Origin of the sequence: Paenibacillus sp. PSB04, from assembly GCF_025809195.1 — a bacterium.
Lineage (GTDB): Bacteria > Bacillota > Bacilli > Paenibacillales > Paenibacillaceae > Paenibacillus_AQ > Paenibacillus_AQ favisporus.
This window is the reverse complement of record NZ_CP081301.1, coordinates 5,433,290-5,452,228: the sequence shown is the minus strand read 5'-3', so window position 1 is coordinate 5,452,228 and position 18,939 is coordinate 5,433,290. Positions and strand designations below refer to the sequence as shown.

12 protein-coding genes are annotated in these 18,939 nt (G+C 55.8%); all 12 read left to right on the top strand.

Translation table 11 applies throughout. The features are described from left to right. Nucleotides 1-19 precede the first annotated feature (19 nt). The 12 genes from K2F33_RS25175 (at nt 20) to K2F33_RS25120 (ending at nt 18,808) form a co-directional block, all read left to right on the top strand. A complete protein-coding gene (locus tag K2F33_RS25175; protein ID WP_263879354.1) occupies nt 20-2,434 on the top strand; it encodes a glycoside hydrolase family 95 protein in 2,415 nt (804 codons plus the stop codon). Nucleotides 2,435-2,543: 109 nt separating this feature from the next. After that, on the top strand, nt 2,544-3,503 hold the full coding sequence (locus K2F33_RS25170; RefSeq protein ID WP_084203699.1) for an ABC transporter permease: 960 nt from the start codon (nt 2,544-2,546) through the stop codon (nt 3,501-3,503). Nucleotides 3,504-3,522: 19 nt separating this feature from the next. After that, nucleotides 3,523-4,386 carry a carbohydrate ABC transporter permease gene (locus K2F33_RS25165; protein ID WP_076166310.1) on the top strand — a complete coding sequence of 288 codons (864 nt, stop codon included), beginning with the start codon at nt 3,523-3,525 and terminating at the stop codon, nt 4,384-4,386. 217 nt (nt 4,387-4,603) lie between these two features. Continuing rightward, nucleotides 4,604-6,184 (top strand): extracellular solute-binding protein, encoded by a 1,581-nt coding sequence (locus tag K2F33_RS25160; protein ID WP_089547098.1) that lies wholly within the window; start codon nt 4,604-4,606, stop codon nt 6,182-6,184. 76 nt (nt 6,185-6,260) lie between these two features. Beyond that, nucleotides 6,261-7,286: a response regulator transcription factor gene (locus K2F33_RS25155; RefSeq protein ID WP_212968681.1), complete on the top strand. Its 1,026-nt coding sequence runs from the start codon at nt 6,261-6,263 to the stop codon at nt 7,284-7,286. Further along, nucleotides 7,283-9,157, top strand: coding sequence for a cache domain-containing sensor histidine kinase (locus tag K2F33_RS25150; RefSeq protein ID WP_089547100.1), 1,875 nt, complete (start codon nt 7,283-7,285; stop codon nt 9,155-9,157). Before K2F33_RS25155 ends, K2F33_RS25150 begins: the two co-directional genes overlap by 4 nt. Before the next feature lie 209 nt (nt 9,158-9,366). Next, complete coding sequence (locus tag K2F33_RS25145) at nt 9,367-10,929, top strand: extracellular solute-binding protein (RefSeq protein WP_076166298.1); 1,563 nt, start codon at nt 9,367-9,369, stop codon at nt 10,927-10,929. 57 nt (nt 10,930-10,986) lie between these two features. Next, nucleotides 10,987-13,371, top strand: coding sequence for a glycosyl hydrolase family 95 catalytic domain-containing protein (locus K2F33_RS25140; protein ID WP_263879352.1), 2,385 nt, complete (start codon nt 10,987-10,989; stop codon nt 13,369-13,371). Between the two features lie 22 nt (nt 13,372-13,393). After that, nucleotides 13,394-14,593 carry a glucuronate isomerase gene (locus tag K2F33_RS25135; protein WP_263879351.1) on the top strand — a complete coding sequence of 400 codons (1,200 nt, stop codon included), beginning with the start codon at nt 13,394-13,396 and terminating at the stop codon, nt 14,591-14,593. A gap of 91 nt (nt 14,594-14,684) precedes the next feature. After that, nucleotides 14,685-15,716, top strand: coding sequence for a glycoside hydrolase family protein (locus K2F33_RS25130; protein WP_263879350.1), 1,032 nt, complete (start codon nt 14,685-14,687; stop codon nt 15,714-15,716). Nucleotides 15,717-15,753: 37 nt separating this feature from the next. Then, nucleotides 15,754-16,929 (top strand): glycoside hydrolase family 88 protein, encoded by a 1,176-nt coding sequence (locus K2F33_RS25125; protein WP_263879349.1) that lies wholly within the window; start codon nt 15,754-15,756, stop codon nt 16,927-16,929. A gap of 49 nt (nt 16,930-16,978) precedes the next feature. Then, nucleotides 16,979-18,808 carry an alpha-L-fucosidase gene (locus K2F33_RS25120; protein WP_263879348.1) on the top strand — a complete coding sequence of 610 codons (1,830 nt, stop codon included), beginning with the start codon at nt 16,979-16,981 and terminating at the stop codon, nt 18,806-18,808. Nucleotides 18,809-18,939: the final 131 nt, after the last annotated feature.

Sequence of the window (18,939 nt, the reverse complement as noted above, 5' to 3'; positions counted from 1 at the left end):
ATGAGGAGAGGTGAAGCATGTGGTCAAACAGGATGTCAGCTTGCAAGAGCATACGTCTGCAACTACGAAGGACCTTCGATTATGGTACACCCGGCCGGCAGCCGGGTGGAACGAAGCGCTTCCCATAGGGAACGGGCGGCTGGGTGCAATGGTGTTCGGCACGCCGGGGTTGGAAAAAGTCCAGCTCAATGAGGATTCGATTTGGTACGGCGGTCCGGGACGGGCGGCCAATCCCCGGTCCCAGCCCTATTTGGCTGAGATCCGGACGCTGCTTAAGGAAGGAAAGCAGGCAGAGGCGGAGCACTTGGCGAGAATGGCGATGACGGCTTCCCCTAAATATGAGCAGCCATACCAGCCTCTAGGGGATCTGATGATCAAATTCCTTGATCAGGAAGGGCCTGCGGAAGACTACGAGCGGCAGCTGGATTTGGAGCAAGCCGTTGTGGACGTTCGATACCGGCACAAGGGCGTCCGGTATCGGCGGAGCTATTTCGCCACCGAACCGGATGGGGTTCTGGTCATCCGATTGACCGCGGACCAGCCGGGACAGCTTACGCTGGCCGTCAATCTCATGCGCCGTCCGCTCGATTATGGCTGCCGGACCGACCCTTCGGGAGCCATCGTCATGGACGGGGAATGCGGAACGGACGGCGTCCGGTTTAGTGCAGCCTTTCGTGCCGTAATTCAGGGAGGACGGCAGCGGGTTATCGGTGATTACCTTTCGATCGAAGGAGCGGATGCCGTGACCCTGCTGTTGGCGGCGCACAGCACGTTTCGGGTGAAGCAGCCGGCAGAGGTTTGCCTGAAGCAGCTGGAGCAGGCGGCGGCCAAACCGTTTGAAACGCTGCTGAAACGGCATATAGACGAGTACGCGTCCCGGTTCGGCCGCTTTGCGATCGATCTGACGCCGGACGGGAATCCGCTTGCCGCACTTCCTACAGACCAGCGGCTGCTCCAGCTGCAGAATGCGTTGGGACATGAAAGCGGCGAAGGAAACAGAAACGATTTGCTGCCTAATGAAGCGGAGATTGAAGATCCCGGTCTGGCGGCCCTCTACGTTCAATATGGGCGCTATTTGCTGATATCCTGCTCCCGGCCGGGCACCTTAGCGGCCAATCTGCAGGGGATTTGGAACGACAGTTATACCCCGCCGTGGGAATCCAAGTATACGATCAACATCAACGTCCAAATGAATTACTGGCCGGCTGAAGTGCTCCATTTACCCGAGTGCCATGAACCGTTGTTCGATCTGATCGACCGGATGCTGCCTAACGGACGGGCTACCGCTCGCGAGATGTACGGCTGCCGGGGCTTTACTGCCCATCACAACACGAATCTGTGGGCTGAAACCCGGCCGGAAGGGATTTTAATGACCTGCACGGTGTGGCCGATGGGCGCCGCGTGGCTGTGCCTCCATTTATGGGAGCACTACCGTTTCGGAGGTGATCCGGCTTTTCTTGCCGAACGGGCATACCCGGCGATGAAGGAAGCGGCGCTATTTCTTCTCGATTACATGATCGAGGAGGACGGTTATCGGGTTACGGGACCGTCGGTATCTCCGGAGAACCGGTTTCTTCTCCCGGACGGCGGCAGCGGCAGCCTGTGCATCGGTCCGGCGATGGATTCACAAATCGCGCTGACGCTGCTGTCCGCCTGCTTGGAAGCGTCGGCGATCATCGGCGAGGTGGATCAGGCGTTTCTCGGCGAGTTGCGGGAGACGATCGAACACATTCCGCGCCCGGCTGTTGGTAAACACGGGCAAATTATGGAATGGCTGCGCGATGATGAGGAGGCCGACCCCGGACACCGGCATATTTCGCAGCTGTTCGCCCTGCATCCGGGTGAGCTGATTGATGTTCGGCGCACGCCGGAGCTGGCGGCCGCTGCCGAGCGGACGCTCGCGCGGCGCCTCGCCGCAGGCGGCGGCCATACGGGCTGGAGCCGGGCCTGGATCGTCAATTTCTATGCCCGGCTTGGTATGGGGGAGGAGGCTTACGGGCATCTGATGAAGCTGTTTGCAGTTTCCACGTATCCGAATTTGCTGGACTGCCATCCGCCTTTTCAAATCGACGGCAATTTTGGCGGAGCTGCGGGAGCGGCGGAAATGCTGCTGCAATCCCATGCGGGGGAAATCCGGCTGCTGCCGGCCCTGCCAAAGGCGTGGCGCTCGGGCCGTGTTGAAGGCCTTCGGGCAAGAGGGGGGTATACCGTAGGTCTGTCTTGGAGTAGAGGGACGCTTGACGAGGTGACGATCCGCTCTTCCAAGGCGGGTTTGTGCCGCCTGTGGTCTCCCGTCCCCTTGGAGCTGGCGGTTGCCGGTCACTTGGAAGCCGGTACCTCAGACGATAAGTCCCACGATGACCCTTCCGGTTTTGAATATGTGATCACCATGGCAGCTGGGGAAAGCTGCGGCATTCGGGCGCGCAAAGGATGAACGCGACCGTAATAAAACACAAGTGAAGCGACAAATCCCCATTCCGAGGGTCCGGACAAAAAGATTAACATTAGCGATGAAGCGATCTATACAAAAAGGAGCGATATTTATGCCAGAACAAGCGCCAGCCGCCATCTCAGCCTCCAGTCCGGCCTTGCCCGCACCAAAAAGGCGGATGAGCAATCTGCGCAAATACAAGGCGCTGTACCTGATCTCACTGCCTGGAATCATTTATTTTATCGTGTTTAAATACCTGCCCCTGCTGGGGTCCGTCATGGCGTTTCAAAACTACAACATCTTCAAGGGATTTACAGGCAGCCCATGGGTCGGACTCGACCAGTTCCGCCGGATGTTCACTTACCCGGAGTTTCTGCGGATTCTGGAAAATACGGTTCTGATCGGATTTTATGACCTGATTTTTGCCTTTCCGGTTCCGATTATCTTTGCGCTGCTCCTGAACGAACTGAGGAAAGTCGTGTACAAGCGGATTCTCCAAACCGTCGTCTATCTGCCGCACTTCCTCTCCTGGGTCATTATCGGAGGGATCATGATCGGCATATTATCGCCGACGACTGGAATCGTGAACCAGGTATTGAACGCGTTCGGACTCAAATCGATTTACTTTCTGGGCGAGGATTCGTATATCCGGAGCATCCTGGTCGGAACGGGGATCTGGAAAGACAGCGGCTGGGGCACAATCGTGTATTTGGCCGCACTGGCCAGCGTCAATCCTGAGCTGTATGAAGCCGCCCGCATCGACGGTGCCAGCCGCTGGAGACAAACCCTGTCGATCACGATCCCGGCCATCCTGCCGACCATCACCATTATGTTCCTGCTCCATATCGGCAATTTCCTTGATTTCGGCTTCGAACGCGTATTCGTCTTCGTCAATTCGCTGAATGAAAGCAAGGGCGACATCCTCGACACCTACATTTACCGGGTCGGCCTCATTGATCAGCAGTACAGCTACACGACGGCGATCGGCCTCTTCAAATCGGTGGTCGGACTGGTGCTTGTTATGATCGGGAATACGCTGAGCAAGCGGGCTTCGGGCGAAGGACTATACTAGAAAGGAGAAGGATGGCACAATGAAAAACAAAGGCAGCTTATTTGACGGATTTAACTATATTTTCTTGACGCTGGTCGGATGCTTGATGGTGTTCCCTCTTCTCCATGTGCTCGCCAAGTCGTTCAGCAGCAGCCAGGCGATCAATGCGGGCAAGGTTAAGCTGATCCCGGTCGATTGGACGCTGACAAACTACCATGTAATTTTGGGTGACAGCTCCATCTGGCGTGCGTTCATGGTAAGCGTATTCATCACGGTCGTCGGGACGCTGATCAACTTGATCCTGACCGCATCTCTGGCGTATCCGTTGTCCAGACCCGAGTATTCGATGCGCAAAGTCGTGCTGATTTTTATACTGATTACGATGATCTTTCAGGCGCCGCTGATCCCTAACTACATGGTGATCAAAAACCTGCATCTGATTGACTCGTTATGGGCCTTGATCATTCCGTCGGCGATCAGCGCGTACAACCTGTTCATCATGCGCTCCTTCTTCGTCGCCCTTCCGTCGGAGCTGATTGACAGCGCCCGGATCGACGGGGCAGGAGAGCTGCGCACGATGTGGAGCGTCATTCTTCCGCTGTCCAAACCGGCCATGGCAACCATGGGGCTGTTCTATGCGGTATCCCACTGGAATTCGTATTCGTCGGCACTGTATTTTATCAACAACCGGGCGCTTTACCCGCTGCAGCTTCGCCTCCGGGAGATCGTTCTGAGCAATGACCTCGGTCAGGCCGGCAACCTGCTTGAAAATGTGAACCAAATCTCTCCGGCTGGCGTGCAAATGGCGGTCATCGTCGTTTCCGTCGTACCGATCATTATCGTGTACCCGTTCCTGCAGAAGTACTTTATCAAAGGGATGCTGATCGGGTCGATCAAGGCCTGATACTATCTTTTTACAGCTAGAAAAGTATACGTTTTCATAGATGTGAAATGTGATAAGATATTAAACATCAGTGTTATGCTATTAGCGCGGCGCTCAAGTATAGGCTGGCAGACAAGGGGTTGGACTGGTGAGTGAATTTGGCTTTTCGCGCAGCTAAAAACAGGAGAGCGAAGCCGAGTCAAACAGGAGTCAAATGGATGCAGGGAGGAGAGACGGCATGAAAAGAGCAGCTTATTTCGTTCTGGCAGCAGCCGTTATTCTCCTGTTCTGTTATCTGGCTGGAAGTGAGGACCGATTAGCCTCTCCTTCGCCGCAGCCGGCTCAGGAAGGTGTGAAAGAATCCTCTCCGCAGCCGACGGCCTTCAGCTTGGCGATATCCAACGGTGCCAGCCCTTATGCGGTGAATATGGCGGATCCATCCGAGGACCGCTGGGTCAAACAATTGGAAGCGCTGACAAATACGAAGCTGTTCATCTCTTTGATCTCGCTGAAAGATTTCGACCGGCGCATGCCGGTTATTCTTGCAGGAGATACCTATCCGGATGTCGTGCAGATGATCGGCGGGGCAAGCTCGGCTGCCATGGCCGGATCGGTCCAGGCGGGACTGTTCCTTCCGCTGGACGACTGGATCAAGACTTATGCTCCGAATTTGTGGAAAGCGGTGCCGCCGGAAGCCTGGAAGGAAACCAGCTTTGAGGGGCATATTTATGGAATTCCGGCCTGGCTCGGCAATCCGTCGCGCCGGGCAACGTATATCCGATCGGACCTGCTGGCACAAACGGGCCTTAACATACCGAGAACCGTAGACGAATTTCTGGACGTGCTCCGCGCCTTCAAGAAGCTGGGAGTCGAAATTCCCTATGAGATGCGGGAGAACTTCAAGTATGCAGACGTCATTTTTGGCGCCTACGACGTGCTGGGTTACCAGTTCGAAGTCCGAAACGGTGAGGTGGTTCCGAAATTTTTGGATGAAAAGCATATGATGAAGGCGCTGCAGGTATACCGGACGATGCTGATGGAGGGACTCATCCCGGAGGATTTTGCGACAGTCTCGTCAACCGAATATACCCATGACATCGAAGCAGGCCGAGTGGGAAGCTGGACGGCGAACGCCGCCGGATTGCTGGACTTCCGCACCAAGCTCAGGGCATCGGTTCCCGGGGCGCAAATCGATATCATCCCCTCACCGGAAGGACCGGAAGGGACGAAAGGCTACGGCTTGTACAGCTCCGTCATCAATTCGTTCTACATTAATAAGCATGTGCCCAAGGAAAAATTGATCGGTATTCTCCAATTTTTTGATTGGATGGTCTCGGACGAGGCTCAGCGTTTTTTTTCGTTCGGGATCGAGGGCGACACCTATACGGAAGACCATGGGACGATCGCGTATCATTTTCCGAAAACGAGGGAGGAGCAGGACGAGGAGACCTTCCGCGAACTGCTGTGGCTGACGCATGATCTGACGATCAACCGGGCCAGAACGGAACTGGTGCCGGGCGGGAAGGATCTGCTTCATGCTTTGGACGTGACGCTGCCGAAGGAAGGGCTGGGAAGTATCGTCTTTGTTCCCGAGCTGGAGTCCTTCAGCGCTTATCCCGATCTTGCTTCGGAGCGGCCGAACCAGGCGCCGCCCGTGATCGTTGACCATATGGTCAAAATGATTTACGGCAAGGAACCGATCTCGGATTGGCCGAAGGTCGTCCGGGAGTACCGGGAACGCGGCGGAAATGCAATTATTCAGGAAGCGACGGCGAGGTACCGGGCCAAGCAGGGGGTGCTGATCCAGCACAACCGATAGGGATGCGACATTTCTTTCTCTTGTCGATAATGCAGCTGCGCTTTTTCTATCCGCTCTAGGAAGGGGTTTGATACAAGTGCGAGTTTTAATTGTGGAAGATGAGCCTGTCATTCAAAAAGGATTGGTGAAGATGGTTCAGCGTTATCCGGCTTCCTTCTCCGCGATTTATACCGCCGATGACGGGGAGACCGCTTTCGAGACGATCCGGAATCTGGAACCGCACCTGGTGCTGACGGATTTGCGGATGAAGCGGATGGACGGACTGGAGCTGTGCGAACGGATACACCGGGAATTCAGTCATGTCCAGGTTGTCGTCATATCCGGTTATAATGACTTTCAGTATGCACAGCGGGCCATGGCGTACGGGGTCAAGCGCTATTTGTTGAAGCCGGTGACCCAGCAGGACGTACACGATACGCTGAAGGAGCTGATATCAGGGATGACCGGCAGCATTATTCCTGTGCAAAAATATGTGGAGTGGGCGCATCAGCTCGAGCAGAGCATCTGGCTGCTGCAGCGGGACGAAACGATTCGCATCATCGAAGAGGGCGAACGGTCGGGCTTGTTCGATGGGCTGAATGTGATCAACATGGAAGCGGTGCTGAGCGACTGCCTTGGCATGATCACAGAACGGCTGGAGAGCCGCGGCTGGAAGCCGCGTTCCGGATGCCGGGGAACACAAGGCGCGTCGAATACGAAGAAGGAAGTCATGATCGCTTTTACCGCCAGTATGGACCGGATTCTCGAAGAGCTTCAGCTGACACGGAAAGGCAATTTCAAGGATCCGATCGAAGAGGCCAAAGCCTTTATCGACCAGCATCTGTCGGAGGACATCACACTGGAGGAAGTGGCCAAGCGGGTGGGGCTCGCCAGGACCTATTTCAGCGCTCTTTTCAAGAAAATGACAGGGGAGACCTTCGTGCATTACCGGATCAAAAAACGGATGGAAGAAGCGCGCAGGCTGCTTGCCGTACCGACCCTGACGATCACCGATATCGCGGTCAAGGTGGGGTACGAGGATTATCCCCATTTTACGAAGACCTTTAAAAATTTCGTCGGCGTATCCCCGTCGGAGTACCGGTCTTCCTTTGGCATTGAATGATGAGAGTATCCCTGAGACTGAAGCTGCTTTTGTATTTTACCATCGTGATTCTTCTTTCCCTGTCTGCGGTTGGCATCGCCTTCTACAGCATTTCAGCCAAGCAGCTGCAAAAAAGCGCAAAGAGCCAAATGGTCCAAATCGTGGACAATGCCGTACACCATACCAATCTGTATTTGTCGTCTTATCAGCGGTCGATGGTGGCGCTGCTGACCGATCTCAGGGTCAAACGGTACATCGATCTGCCGGCTGACCGGGAGGAGTACGAAAATTACCGCTACATGACCGATATCCGGGATGCGATCGTGGATCCGGTGTGGATCCGCAATCCCGAGATCGAAGCACTATACATCATCGGTTATTCCGGGAATGCGCTCTATTATTATAACGGCGGATCGGAACCATCCTTTAAGCCGGAAGATACTGCCAAACAGATCCGATATTTTAAGGAGAACACGGATGAAAGCGGCCGGTTGACCATTATGAATTACAGCATTTTGGGCGAAAAGACGCCGATGATGACGCTGATCCGCCGCATCCGCGGACTTCGTTCCACGGACATGAAAGGTTTTGTGGGGATCGAGGTCAAGGCGGAGGAGCTGTCCACCCTGTGGAAGGGGATTGATCTGGGGAAGGACAGCTATTTTTTCATTGTCGACGGCGAAGGAAGGATTCAATACCACAACGATCAGACGAAGGTAGGATCGATCGTTCCGGCCAGCCTGGGCAAGCAAATCAGCGAGGCAGGCACCGAGATGTTCCGCAGTTCGTCGGAGGGAATGGACCGGGTATATATCAGCCGCAAAGCCGAATACTCCGGGTGGAATCTGGTGGTGTCCATTCCGTACAGCCAGCTGCAAAAACCGCTTAACACGATACGCAGCTCCATTATCGTCGTTGCGGTCATTACGTTCCTGACGGCGTTGTTCCTGGCGAGCCGGTTCGGCAAGTCGATTACTACCCCGATCCGGACGCTGATGAAGGGGATGAGCCAGACGGAAAAGGGAAACTGGAAGTTCATTCCGCTTCCGAAGCACCGGGACGAAATTACCGAGCTGATGATCCGCTACAACCTGATGGTGAACCGCTTATCGGAGATGGTCGATACGGTGTATCGTGCGGAGCTGAGGAACAAGGAAATGCAGGCCGAACGGCAGAAGGCCGAGTTCCAGTCGCTCCAGCTGCAGATCAACCCGCATTTCCTGTACAATACACTGGAAACGGTCGTATGTTACGCGGTTATTCAGGACTCGGACGAAATTACGGAAATCGTCGGGGCTCTGTCTTATATGCTGCACTATTCGGTACGGACCAATCTGGAAGAGATCACGGTAGCGAATGAGCTCAAGCACGTCATGTACTTCATGGTCATTATCAATCACCGGATCGGCCGGACGTTCGAGATTGATGTGCGGGTAAGGCCGGAGCTGCTTCTGCGGAAGATGGTCCGACTCACGCTTCAGCCGCTGGTGGAAAATGTGTTCCAGCATGCTTTCAGGCAAGGGGTGGAGGATCATCATACGATCATCATTGATGCCGGTGAAGAGGGAGATTCCTTCTGGGTCAGCGTTCAAGACAACGGTTGCGGCATGGCCCCAGAGCGGCTTGAGGAGCTTCGCGCCAAGCTGAGCGAGAACCGGCTTGCCGACGAGGAGGACCGGGGCAGCGCGGGCGGGATCGGCGTACCCAATGTGCACCGGCGGATTCAGCTGGTGTTCGGCGAGGACTACGGCGTAACTGTGGAAAGCAGCCCCGAGTGGGGAACCCGGATGATCATGCGGATGCCGATTTCAGGCGTCAAAGAACTGAGCAGCCCAGCGGGGCAAGAGGCAGCCGCGTCTATGCAGACCCTGCCCATGGCGGGCAGCGGCTAGGCGCAAACAAAGAAGAAAGTTAAGCAAATCCTGTATTCCGGAGCATGGAATACGGGATTTTTTTATGGTCAGACAGCCGTAAAAAACCGCAAAAAAACACATCACGACAATAATCCGCCCCATGGGAGCTTCTCTGGTTAAGCCTTATGATGGGGACAGCAGCAAAGAGAATACCTTTTGCACTTTGCATGAAGAGAGGGGATTATAAGATGAAAAAATGGGTCAGTCTGATCCTCGCGGCGTCGCTTGTCACGGGTCTGACCGCAGGCTGTGGAAACAAAAGCGCCTCGAGCGGCAGTGACGATGCGGCCGACGCATCGAAACCGGTGAAATTCAGCATTTCTTTAACCACAAGTGGAAACGCTTACGCGGAAGGCTCCAAGGACATCAACAACGAGAAATGGGTCAAGGAGGTCGAGAAGAGAGCCAACGTGGATTTGGACATCAGGCTGATTCCCTTGAAAGACTTCGATGCGAAGATGGCCGTCATGTTCGCCGGCGGCGATATTCCGGACGTCGTGCAAAACGTCGGCGGGGCAACGGATAAGTCTATGGCCGGTTCGGTTCAGGCCGGTGTGTTTATGCCGCTGGATGACTTGCTGAAAGAGTATGCTCCGAACTTGATGAAAGCCGTTCCGAAGGAAGCGTGGGACGAGGTGAGCTACAAGGGGAAAATCTACGGCGTGCCAACCTGGCTCAGCAACCCTTCCCGCCGCGCCACTTATATCCGGACCGACCTGCTGGAAAAAACGGGCCTGCCGGCGCCCCAAACGATGGACGATTTCCTCAACGTCCTGCGTGCGTTTAAAAAACTGGGCCTCAGCGCGCCGTATCAGATGAGGGAGAATTTTAAATACGCGGACATCGTATTTGGTGCGTATGACGCCCTGGGCTATCAGTTTACCGAAATGAACGGCCAGGTCGTACCGAAGTTTTTTAACGCTGAAAATATGGAAAAGGCGCTGACCGTCTACAAAACGATGTATGACGAAGGCCTGATCCAGAAAGATTTCGCGACGATCCAGGCGCCTCAGTACAGCGAAAATATCGAAGCAGGCAATGCCGGCATGTGGACGGCCAACGCCGCCAGCCTTCTCGATTTCCGCACGAAGATCGGTGCGGCGGTTCCCGGCGCCAAGGTCGATATCATCCCGTCACCGATAGGGGACAACGGCCAGAAGGGTTATGGATTGTACAGCTCGGTTAACACCTCGCTCTATATCAACAGCAAGGTCAGCAAAGAGAAAGCGGCCCGGATCATCCAGATGTTCGAGTGGATGCAGACGCCGGAAGCGAAAAACTTCTACAGCTTTGGCATCGAAGGCGAGGATTACACGGTGAAAGACGGAAAAATCGATTACAAGCTGCCGGAAGGCAAAGCCGCTCAGGACGAAGCCGGATTCCGCTCACTGCTTCGCTGGGTCGGTGACGGAACGATTAACCGTGAACGGACGGAGTTGCTCCCAGGCGGACAAGACGTGCTGAAGGCGCTCGATGATACGCTGGCCAAAGAAGGCGTGGGCGGGATCGGATTTGTGCCGGACCTGGAATCCTTCAGCCAGTTCCCTGACTTGGCTTCCAAGCGTCCGGACCAGGCGCCGAAGCTCATCATCGACCACATGGTCAAAATGATCTACGGCAAAGAGCCGATCAGCGATTTTCCTAAAGTCATCGAGGAGTATAAGCAAAAGGGCGGCGATGAGATCGTCAAAGAAGCCACGGAGCGTTACAACAACAAAGACGGAATTATCGATCAGCAAAGCCGCAAATAGGTTGATTTTGGGGAAGCCTTTCACGCGAAGGGCTTCCTCCTGTTAGGAGGGGAATAAATGGTCAGGAAAACCGGAGACGGGAGAAATAAGCTGAAGCTTTTGACCCCTTCATCCTGGTGGGGAGCCAAGTGGAGGGAGGCGCTTCCGGCAGGCAACGGAATAACCGGAGCAGCCGTGTATGGCGGCGTCCATTTGGAAACGGTTATGCTGACGCACGGCGGCTTGTGGTGGCAGAGCCGCACGCCGGATCTGCCTGACGTGAGCGGCCGGCTTGGAGAGATGCGCCGGTTGATGATGGAGGGGAAAGAGGCGCTGGCCGAAAATGTATTGGTCGACGGTTTGAAGGAGCAAGGCTACGATCCGGTCATGGCCGTTCCGCTGCCGCTTGGCGATCTGAACTTGAGCATGGACGTAAGTGAAGGCTTTAAAGACTACAGCCGGGAACTGGACATGGGAACCGGTGAAGTAACAGTACGCTGGAAAGACGGGCATACCCGTTATGAGCGGGCGTTGTTTGTATCCCGGGCGGACGATTGGATCGTCTATGAGCTGCGGTCGTCAGGGCCAGGCCCGATTTCGGCGAAGATCGCCCTTGACCTGCATCATCGCGGGGATGTCAGGCGTCCCCCTGGCAGACCTGACGCTCCATTGCCGACTGGAAGCGAATCAGGGTCCGACGGTGAGTTCATATGGTATGCCGCATGCCATGACGAAGGCAGCGATTTCGGTGCCGTCGCCCGGGTGGTCACGATCGATGGCAGGATAAGCAGCATGTTCAATGAGTCCGTTCTTGAAGGCGCCACGCAGGCATTGATCTTGGTTAAACTGTTCGTTCATGAGCCGCGTCAAGCGGCTTGGACACGGTTGAAACACGAGCTGGCCGCAGAACATCGGTCTTACACCGAACTGCTGCAGCCTCACATTGAGGAGCATGAACGATTGTTTCAGCGGATGACGCTGAATCTGGATGCTCCCGGACGAGAGGCTACGAACGAAGAGCTGCTGCTGCAAGCCTACCGCGGCGAAGCCCCGCTGGCCATGCTGGAGAAGATGTGGGCCTATGGGCGTTATCTTTTGATTTCAAGCTCGCGCGAAGGCGGGGACCCCTGCCATTTATACGGCTTATGGTGCGGGGAATATCGCGGCTTCTGGGCGTTCCATATGGCCAACGAGAACTTGCAGATGATGTATTGGCAGGCGCTCGCGGGGCACATGCCCGAGCTGCTGCTGCCCATATTCGATTACGTGGAGCGGCAGATGGACGATTATCGCCTCAACGCGCGCTGCATCTATGGCTGCAGGGGCATCTGGATCCCTGCGCCGACCGCGCCGGACTCCGGCCTGCTGAAGACGATCGCGCCCCACATTATCCACTGGACCGGGGCGGCGGGCTGGATCGCACAGCACTATTATGATTATTACCTGTACACGGGCGACAGGGAATTTTTAAGAAACCGGGCCCTGCCGTTCCTGCGGGAGGCCGCTTTGTTCTATGAAGACTTCCTGATTACCGGGGACGATGGTCTGTACATCAGCTGCCCATCCAATTCGCCGGAGAACCGGCCGGGTAACGAAGCGGGTGGACCCAAGGGAACGGCAATGAACGCGACGATGGATTTTGCCATCGCCAAGGAAGTGCTGACCCGGCTGGTTGAGGGTGCCGCTAAGGAAGGAATGTATGCTGAAGAAGTCGATGGCTGGAAAGACATGGTCGCCAAAATCCCGGCGTATCAGGTTAATGCAGACGGAGCAGTCCGTGAATGGATGCATCCTGCCTATGAGGATCAATACCATCACCGGCATCAGTCACACCTTTATCCGGTGTTTCCGGGCAAAGAGGTAACGCGGGAGACCGATCCCGGTCTGTTCGCAGCCTTCGAGACCGCGTTAAGAAAGAGGCTGGTCGTTGGATTAAAGGAACAGACGGGATGGTCACTTGCTCATATGTCCAATTTGTACGCCCGCATGGGCGAAGCGGATAAGGCGCTGGAGTGCTTGGATCTGCTGGCCAGATCTGCCGTGATCAATAATTTCTTCACGCTTCACAACGATTGGCGCGGCATGGGCATCGGCCTGGATATGGAGTGGGCTCCGTTTCAGATTGATGCGAATATGGGTATGACGGCTGCGCTTCAGGAAATGCTGCTGTACTCCGATCCCAACATGATCCGAATCCTCCCAGCCCTGCCGAAGCGATTCCTCTCCGGAAGCGCCGCTGGAATGCTGGCGTGTGGAGGCTACGAGCTAGACATCGCCTGGGACAGAAAGAATGGCACGCTTGATGTTCGGCTCCAATCTTTGCGGGCTGGAGGCTCCGTTACCCTCGTGCTCCCCGAAACTTGCAGCGGCTTCCGGGACGGGGGCAGACTGCCTGAGAATCGGCAAATCCACATCTTGCTTGAACAGGGAGAATCCCTAACCTTGCAGTTGACGTTCAGCTAATGAGAGGGGAGAGACAAGGATCATGAATATATCTTCATTATTAGAAGAAATTATGCGTCTGCCTGTGATCGATACGCATACGCATTTGATAGGCGATAAGCTGTGCGCGGCCGACTTTTGGGAGATCGCCGATTATTTCTGGTTGAACCAAGAACTGCAGACGGCGGGATATCCGAAGGATGCGGCACACCTGCCGGTTCCGGAGCGGGCGGAAGCCTTCGTCAAAGCTTACGAGGCTACGCGTAATACGATGATGAACCGTGCTTTTACGGCGATCATGGGGGATATATACGGAATCACCATCCATGACACGGCGTCTGTGCTTCAGGCGGACGAAGCTGTACGCACGCAGAGAAATACTCTAGGCTGGGCTCAAAGCGTGGCCGACCGGCTGCATGTGAAGCGGTTTGTTGTGAACCGCCCTGAACATGCCGTATTTGACGGTATGCGGGACGATGCCCTTCTGTTGCCCCGGATCGACGGATGGTTGCCGGAGCTTGCCGCCGGCATCGTCTCCTTCGCAGCCAATGAACGCCAAGACCGTTTCGCGGAGGCGAAAGCGTTCATTTCCGAGCAATTGAAGTCCTATCATGAGATGGGCTGTCCGGGGATCATGACGACGCTTCCCCATTATGAGGCTGCGGCGCATGAGGATTATAAGCTTGAAACCGCGGGGCGGACCGATGAGGTCATGATGCTGCTGCTCCATGAAATCTGCTCCGGCCTGCAGGAGCGGGGCATGTTCCTTCAGCTGTTCCTTGGCGTGGAACGAAGATGGGGGAGCAGTTCGGCCGCCCCTGTGAACGATCCGCTCCGGATCGTAAAGCTGTATGGCTTGTTTGAGCGTTACAACATCCCGTTTGAGCTGGTGGTTGCATCGGAACTGAACAATTTGGACGTCGTACAGGCGGCCTGGAATTTTGCCAATGTTCACGTAGGCGGCATGTGGTGGTATAACTTCCGTGCCAGCACATACACGCAGAGCATGCAGTACCGGCTCGAGGCGTTATCCCCGCTCAAAAGCTCGCTGATCGTCTCGGATGCGCGCTGCATCGAATGGACGTACGGCAAGCTGCTGATCGTGAAGCAGCTGCTTGCCCGTTTTCTGGATGAACAGATCAAGGATGAATGGCTGAGCCGTGAGGATGCGCTGGCACTGGCAGCTGAATGGCTGCATGGCAGCGCGGCAAAACGGTACGGGTTGGCGGAATCGACGGTCTGATCGTGAAACCGGGACCGCTGAATTGTGAATGACGCGTGCCATTTGGCAAAGACAGATGGTCGAGAAACTTAATGATGAACGGAGGGAGAACGTGACATTTTCACTGTTTGACCGGATGCTGCCTGCCCCCATGGAAGGGGGCTTCCGGATGGAAGGCTGGTGGGTATGGTGCGGGTCGGTCGTTCGCGGAGAGGACGGACGCTTTCATATGTTTGCGTCCCGGTGGCCGAAGTGGATGCCGATGCACCCGGGCTGGCTGCTCCGTTCGGAAATCGTCCGAGCCTCGTCCGATACCCCGGAAGGGCCCTATACCTACGAAGAAACCGTGTTCCCAGCGCGGGGAGCGGAGTATTGGGACGGAAGGAGCACCCATAACCCGCACATCATCCGGTATGGAGACAAATATTTGCTGTATTACATGGGATCGACGCATCCCTTCCCTGAGCCGCGGCCAGGAGAGACGGTGGAGGCGGACGACTGCCGCGTCATTGCGGCAAGGGCGAACAAGCGTGTCGGCCTGGCCGTCGCCGACAGCGTCTATGGGCCGTGGAAGCGCCTCGATACGCCGATTCTGCCGACGAGGCCGGGCAAGTTCGACAGCTTCCTGACCTCGAATCCGGCGCCATGTATCCGGGAGGATGGCTCCGTGCTGCTGGTTTATAAAGCCCGGCGATATGAGGGCACAGCCCATGGGCAAATGACGCTGGGTGCGGCAGAGGCAGCAGGATATGAAGGGCCTTATCACGTAATCCAGGATGCGCCGCTGTTTCCACCGGAAAAGTTTCATATCGAAGACCCGTTCATTTGGCGCACGGCGGAAGGGTATGCCATGATCGCGAAAGACATGGATGGGAAGCTGTGCGGAGAGAAGCACGGCGGCATTCTGGCACTTTCTCCGGATGGCGGGGACTGGAGGCTCGCAGACCAGCCCAAATCCTATTCCCGACGCGTCCGATGGGAGGACGGATCGGAGCGTTGGATGGGCAGCTTCGAACGGCCCTTCCTGCTGTTTCAGGATGGACAGCCGACGCATCTGTTCGCCGCGGTTGCGGACGGACCAGGGGGCTTCCGGCAAGCCGAACATACCTGGAACATGGTTATTCCGCTGCGGACTTCACCTTGAATTTAGAATGGAACAATCAATTACAGGAGGAGATTATATGGGAGAAACCGTATCGAAACAAATGGGTAGCGAAGGGAGCTCGGCGCTTATTTCGGAATCCGTTCAGCTGTGGGCGGAAGGGGCTTGGCAGCAAATCGTAAACAAAGTGGAGCGCACCAGCCAGCGGATTGGCGTCAGTTTTCCGCATGCATCCGTTAACGGGGTCTATGACAACATGCGCCCGTCCTGGTGGACCGCCGGCTTTTGGCCGGGGATCTTGTGGCAGATTGCCGAAGACGGGCACCATCCAGGGCTGCAGGGGATTGCCGAGCTGATCGAGGAGAAGCTGGACGAACCGCTGTATTCGCTCGCTGTGCATCATGATGCCGGATTTATATGGACACTTTCGGCCGTGGCCGACTACCGGATTACCGGCAGCGAGCGATCCAAACACCGTGGGCTGATGGCCGCCGCCCAGCTGGCAAGCCGCTTTAATGTAAAAGGCAGCTTCATCCGCGCCTGGCATGACCTGGAGCAGGTGAACCGGGCAGGCTGGTCCATCATCGACACGGTGATGAATCTGCCGCTGCTGTATTGGGCCTCTGAAGTAACGGAGGATCCCCGGTTCCGCCATATCGCCGCGGCGCATGCAGATACGGTGCTGGCGCATTTTCTGCGTCCGGACGGATCCAGTTACCATATCCTCGAATTTGATCCCGAGTCGGGTGAACGAATCGGTGCCATGTCCGGTCAGGGGTATGCGGAAGAATCCGCCTGGTCCAGAGGCAGCGCCTGGACCATCTACGGACTCACCCTGTCTTATATTTACACGGGAGAAGAACGCTTTTTGACTGGCGCCAAGCGGGCCGCCCATTTTTTCCTGGCGAATCTACCGGAGGACCATGTGCCGCACTGGGATTTCCGGGCGCCTGAAGAAGGGGGCAAGCCGCGGGATACTTCGGCCGGGGCCTGCGCGGCATGCGGGCTGATCGAGATGTCCCGTCTCGTACCCGAGGCGGAAGCGCGGCTGTATCTCCGTTCTGCGGAACGCATCGTGCGCTCTCTGCATGAACATTACGGGACATGGGATATGCCGGGGGAAGAAGGCCTGATCCTGTCCGGCACATCCAATCTGCCGGGTGGAGTGCATATCGATACACCGCTGATTTACGGCGATTATTTCTTTGTTGAGGCGGTATCCAAGCTGCGCGGCTCAGCGCTGAGATTGTGGTAATGTGTATCAGCGCTGAGGCAGTAATTCAGCGCGAAAGGAGACATGATGAATGAAACGACAATCCGAACAACTGGCCCAACAGACAGCAGCAGGGTCCGCGCCGGAGAACCTGCTCGATGATCCTTTTCCTATAGAGACAGTCCCTGATGGCCCTCAGTCTGAAGTGCAAAATCACCGGATGGAATGGTGGAGGGAAGCCCGGCTGGGCCTGTTCATCCATTGGGGACCCTACGCGCGGCCGGCAGGCGAGTGGAAAGGGGAGGAGATCCAAGCTTCCTACAGTGAGCACATCATGCTGCGCGCAAAGATTCCGGCCGCCGAATATGAAGAGATGGCCGCAGGCTGGAATCCTTCATCTTTTGACGCGCTGAAGTGGGTGCGTACCGCCAAAAGGGCCGGCTTGAAATATATCATTTTCACGGCCAAGCATCATGACGGATTCGCCATGTATGATTCGCATGTGTCCAATTACTCCATCGTCCAGCATGCCGCTTTTCAAAGAGATCCGCTCCGGAAGCTGGCGGAAGCATGCGAGCAGGAAGAAATGGTGCTGGGTATTTACTACTCGCACGCTATGGACTGGCATGATCCCGATTCCCAGGGGAACACCTGGGACTACCCCGGCAATATCGGTGCTTATGACGACGTGGAGAGCTGGGTGCACGATCCGGATAAGCGAAGCCGCTTTGAGCGTTATCTGAATAATAAATCACTACCACAGGTTCGCGAGCTGCTGACGGATTACGGGAAGGTCGGCTTGATGTGGTTCGACTGCGGCGGCAAGCTGACCCGCGAGCAGGGGGAGCAGTTTCTGGACGCCGTATACTCGCTTCAGCCGGACTGCCTGGTGAACAGCCGGGTGTGGAAGGCTCCCCTCGGGGATTACTCGAACACGTCCGATAATCAGCTGACCACGCGGACTTTGCGCCAGGACTGGGAGAACATCATCACGCTAAACGATTCATGGGGGTACAAAAAATCGGATCGCAACTGGAAATCTCCCGCATCCATCATCCGGCAGATGATTGATGTCGTCAGCAAAAACGGCAATTTGGTCATCAATATCGGACCGACAGAGACGGGAGAGTGGGATCCGGTATCCGAATCGATTTTGCTGGAAATCGGCGGTTGGTTAGATACATACGGAGACAGTATTTACGGAGCGGGGGCATCCCCGACAGCAAAGCCGTCCTGGGGCAGGTGCACCGTGAAAGGAAACATGCTGTATCTGCATGTCTTCGACCGGCCAACGGACCGGAAGCTGGTCGTTCCCGGCCTGAAGACAGACGTTCTGCGGGCCTATACGCTGGAAGACGGCAGGGAACTGAAATTGACCCGATTATCGGAACAGGATTTAGAGATTGAGCTGCCTGAATCGGTGCTTTCCGAAGCGAACGAATTTTCCAAACCACAAGTCATCGCCGTCCTCTGTTCCGGTCCAGTCGATGGCAATCCGGTGGGACTATTGGACTCACGGGAAGGCAGCATCCTTGAATTAGGCGTATTCGATGCCGAAATATCCGGAGCCGGACTGAAGTATGATACCGGGAAAAAGGGCCGTGACAACCTCCTGGATTGGACAGACGAAAGTGCCGGGGCGGTCTGGTCTGTCCGGACCTTGGGAGCCGCAGATTTCGACGTGCGCATCGAATATGGCAGCGGTGACGCAGAGGGAGGAGGCGGGACCTACCTGGTGACCACTGGAGACCAGTCACTGCGTGCTCAGGTGCAGCCGACCGGCGGACCGTATGACTTCCGTGAGTTTTACGTAGGGAAACTGCATTTTCCGGAAGCAGGGGAGTATTTGATCCGTCTTCAGGCGGAAAGAATTACGGGCCAATATTTAATGCAGCCCAGATGCTTGAAGCTGCAGCGTTAATCCGAACCGGATTGTGTTGAATTACGGAAAAGGAACCATTGCCTCCTGCAAGCAGCAGGCAGCGGTTCCTTTTTTCTTGACTAGGCTTCCTTATACCGCAAGAGAAACTGCCGCTTTAAGCGGTCTGTCTT

Coding starts and splice junctions, on each gene's coding strand:
- K2F33_RS25170 (WP_084203699.1), top strand. CDS start 2,544: ATGCCAGAACAAGCGCCAGCCGCCATCTCAGCCTCCAGTCCGGCCTTG.
- K2F33_RS25165 (WP_076166310.1), top strand. CDS start 3,523: ATGAAAAACAAAGGCAGCTTATTTGACGGATTTAACTATATTTTCTTG.
- K2F33_RS25160 (WP_089547098.1), top strand. CDS start 4,604: ATGAAAAGAGCAGCTTATTTCGTTCTGGCAGCAGCCGTTATTCTCCTG.
- K2F33_RS25150 (WP_089547100.1), top strand. CDS start 7,283: ATGATGAGAGTATCCCTGAGACTGAAGCTGCTTTTGTATTTTACCATC.
- K2F33_RS25145 (WP_076166298.1), top strand. CDS start 9,367: ATGAAAAAATGGGTCAGTCTGATCCTCGCGGCGTCGCTTGTCACGGGT.
- K2F33_RS25140 (WP_263879352.1), top strand. CDS start 10,987: ATGGTCAGGAAAACCGGAGACGGGAGAAATAAGCTGAAGCTTTTGACC.
- K2F33_RS25135 (WP_263879351.1), top strand. CDS start 13,394: ATGAATATATCTTCATTATTAGAAGAAATTATGCGTCTGCCTGTGATC.
- K2F33_RS25125 (WP_263879349.1), top strand. CDS start 15,754: ATGGGAGAAACCGTATCGAAACAAATGGGTAGCGAAGGGAGCTCGGCG.
- K2F33_RS25120 (WP_263879348.1), top strand. CDS start 16,979: ATGAAACGACAATCCGAACAACTGGCCCAACAGACAGCAGCAGGGTCC.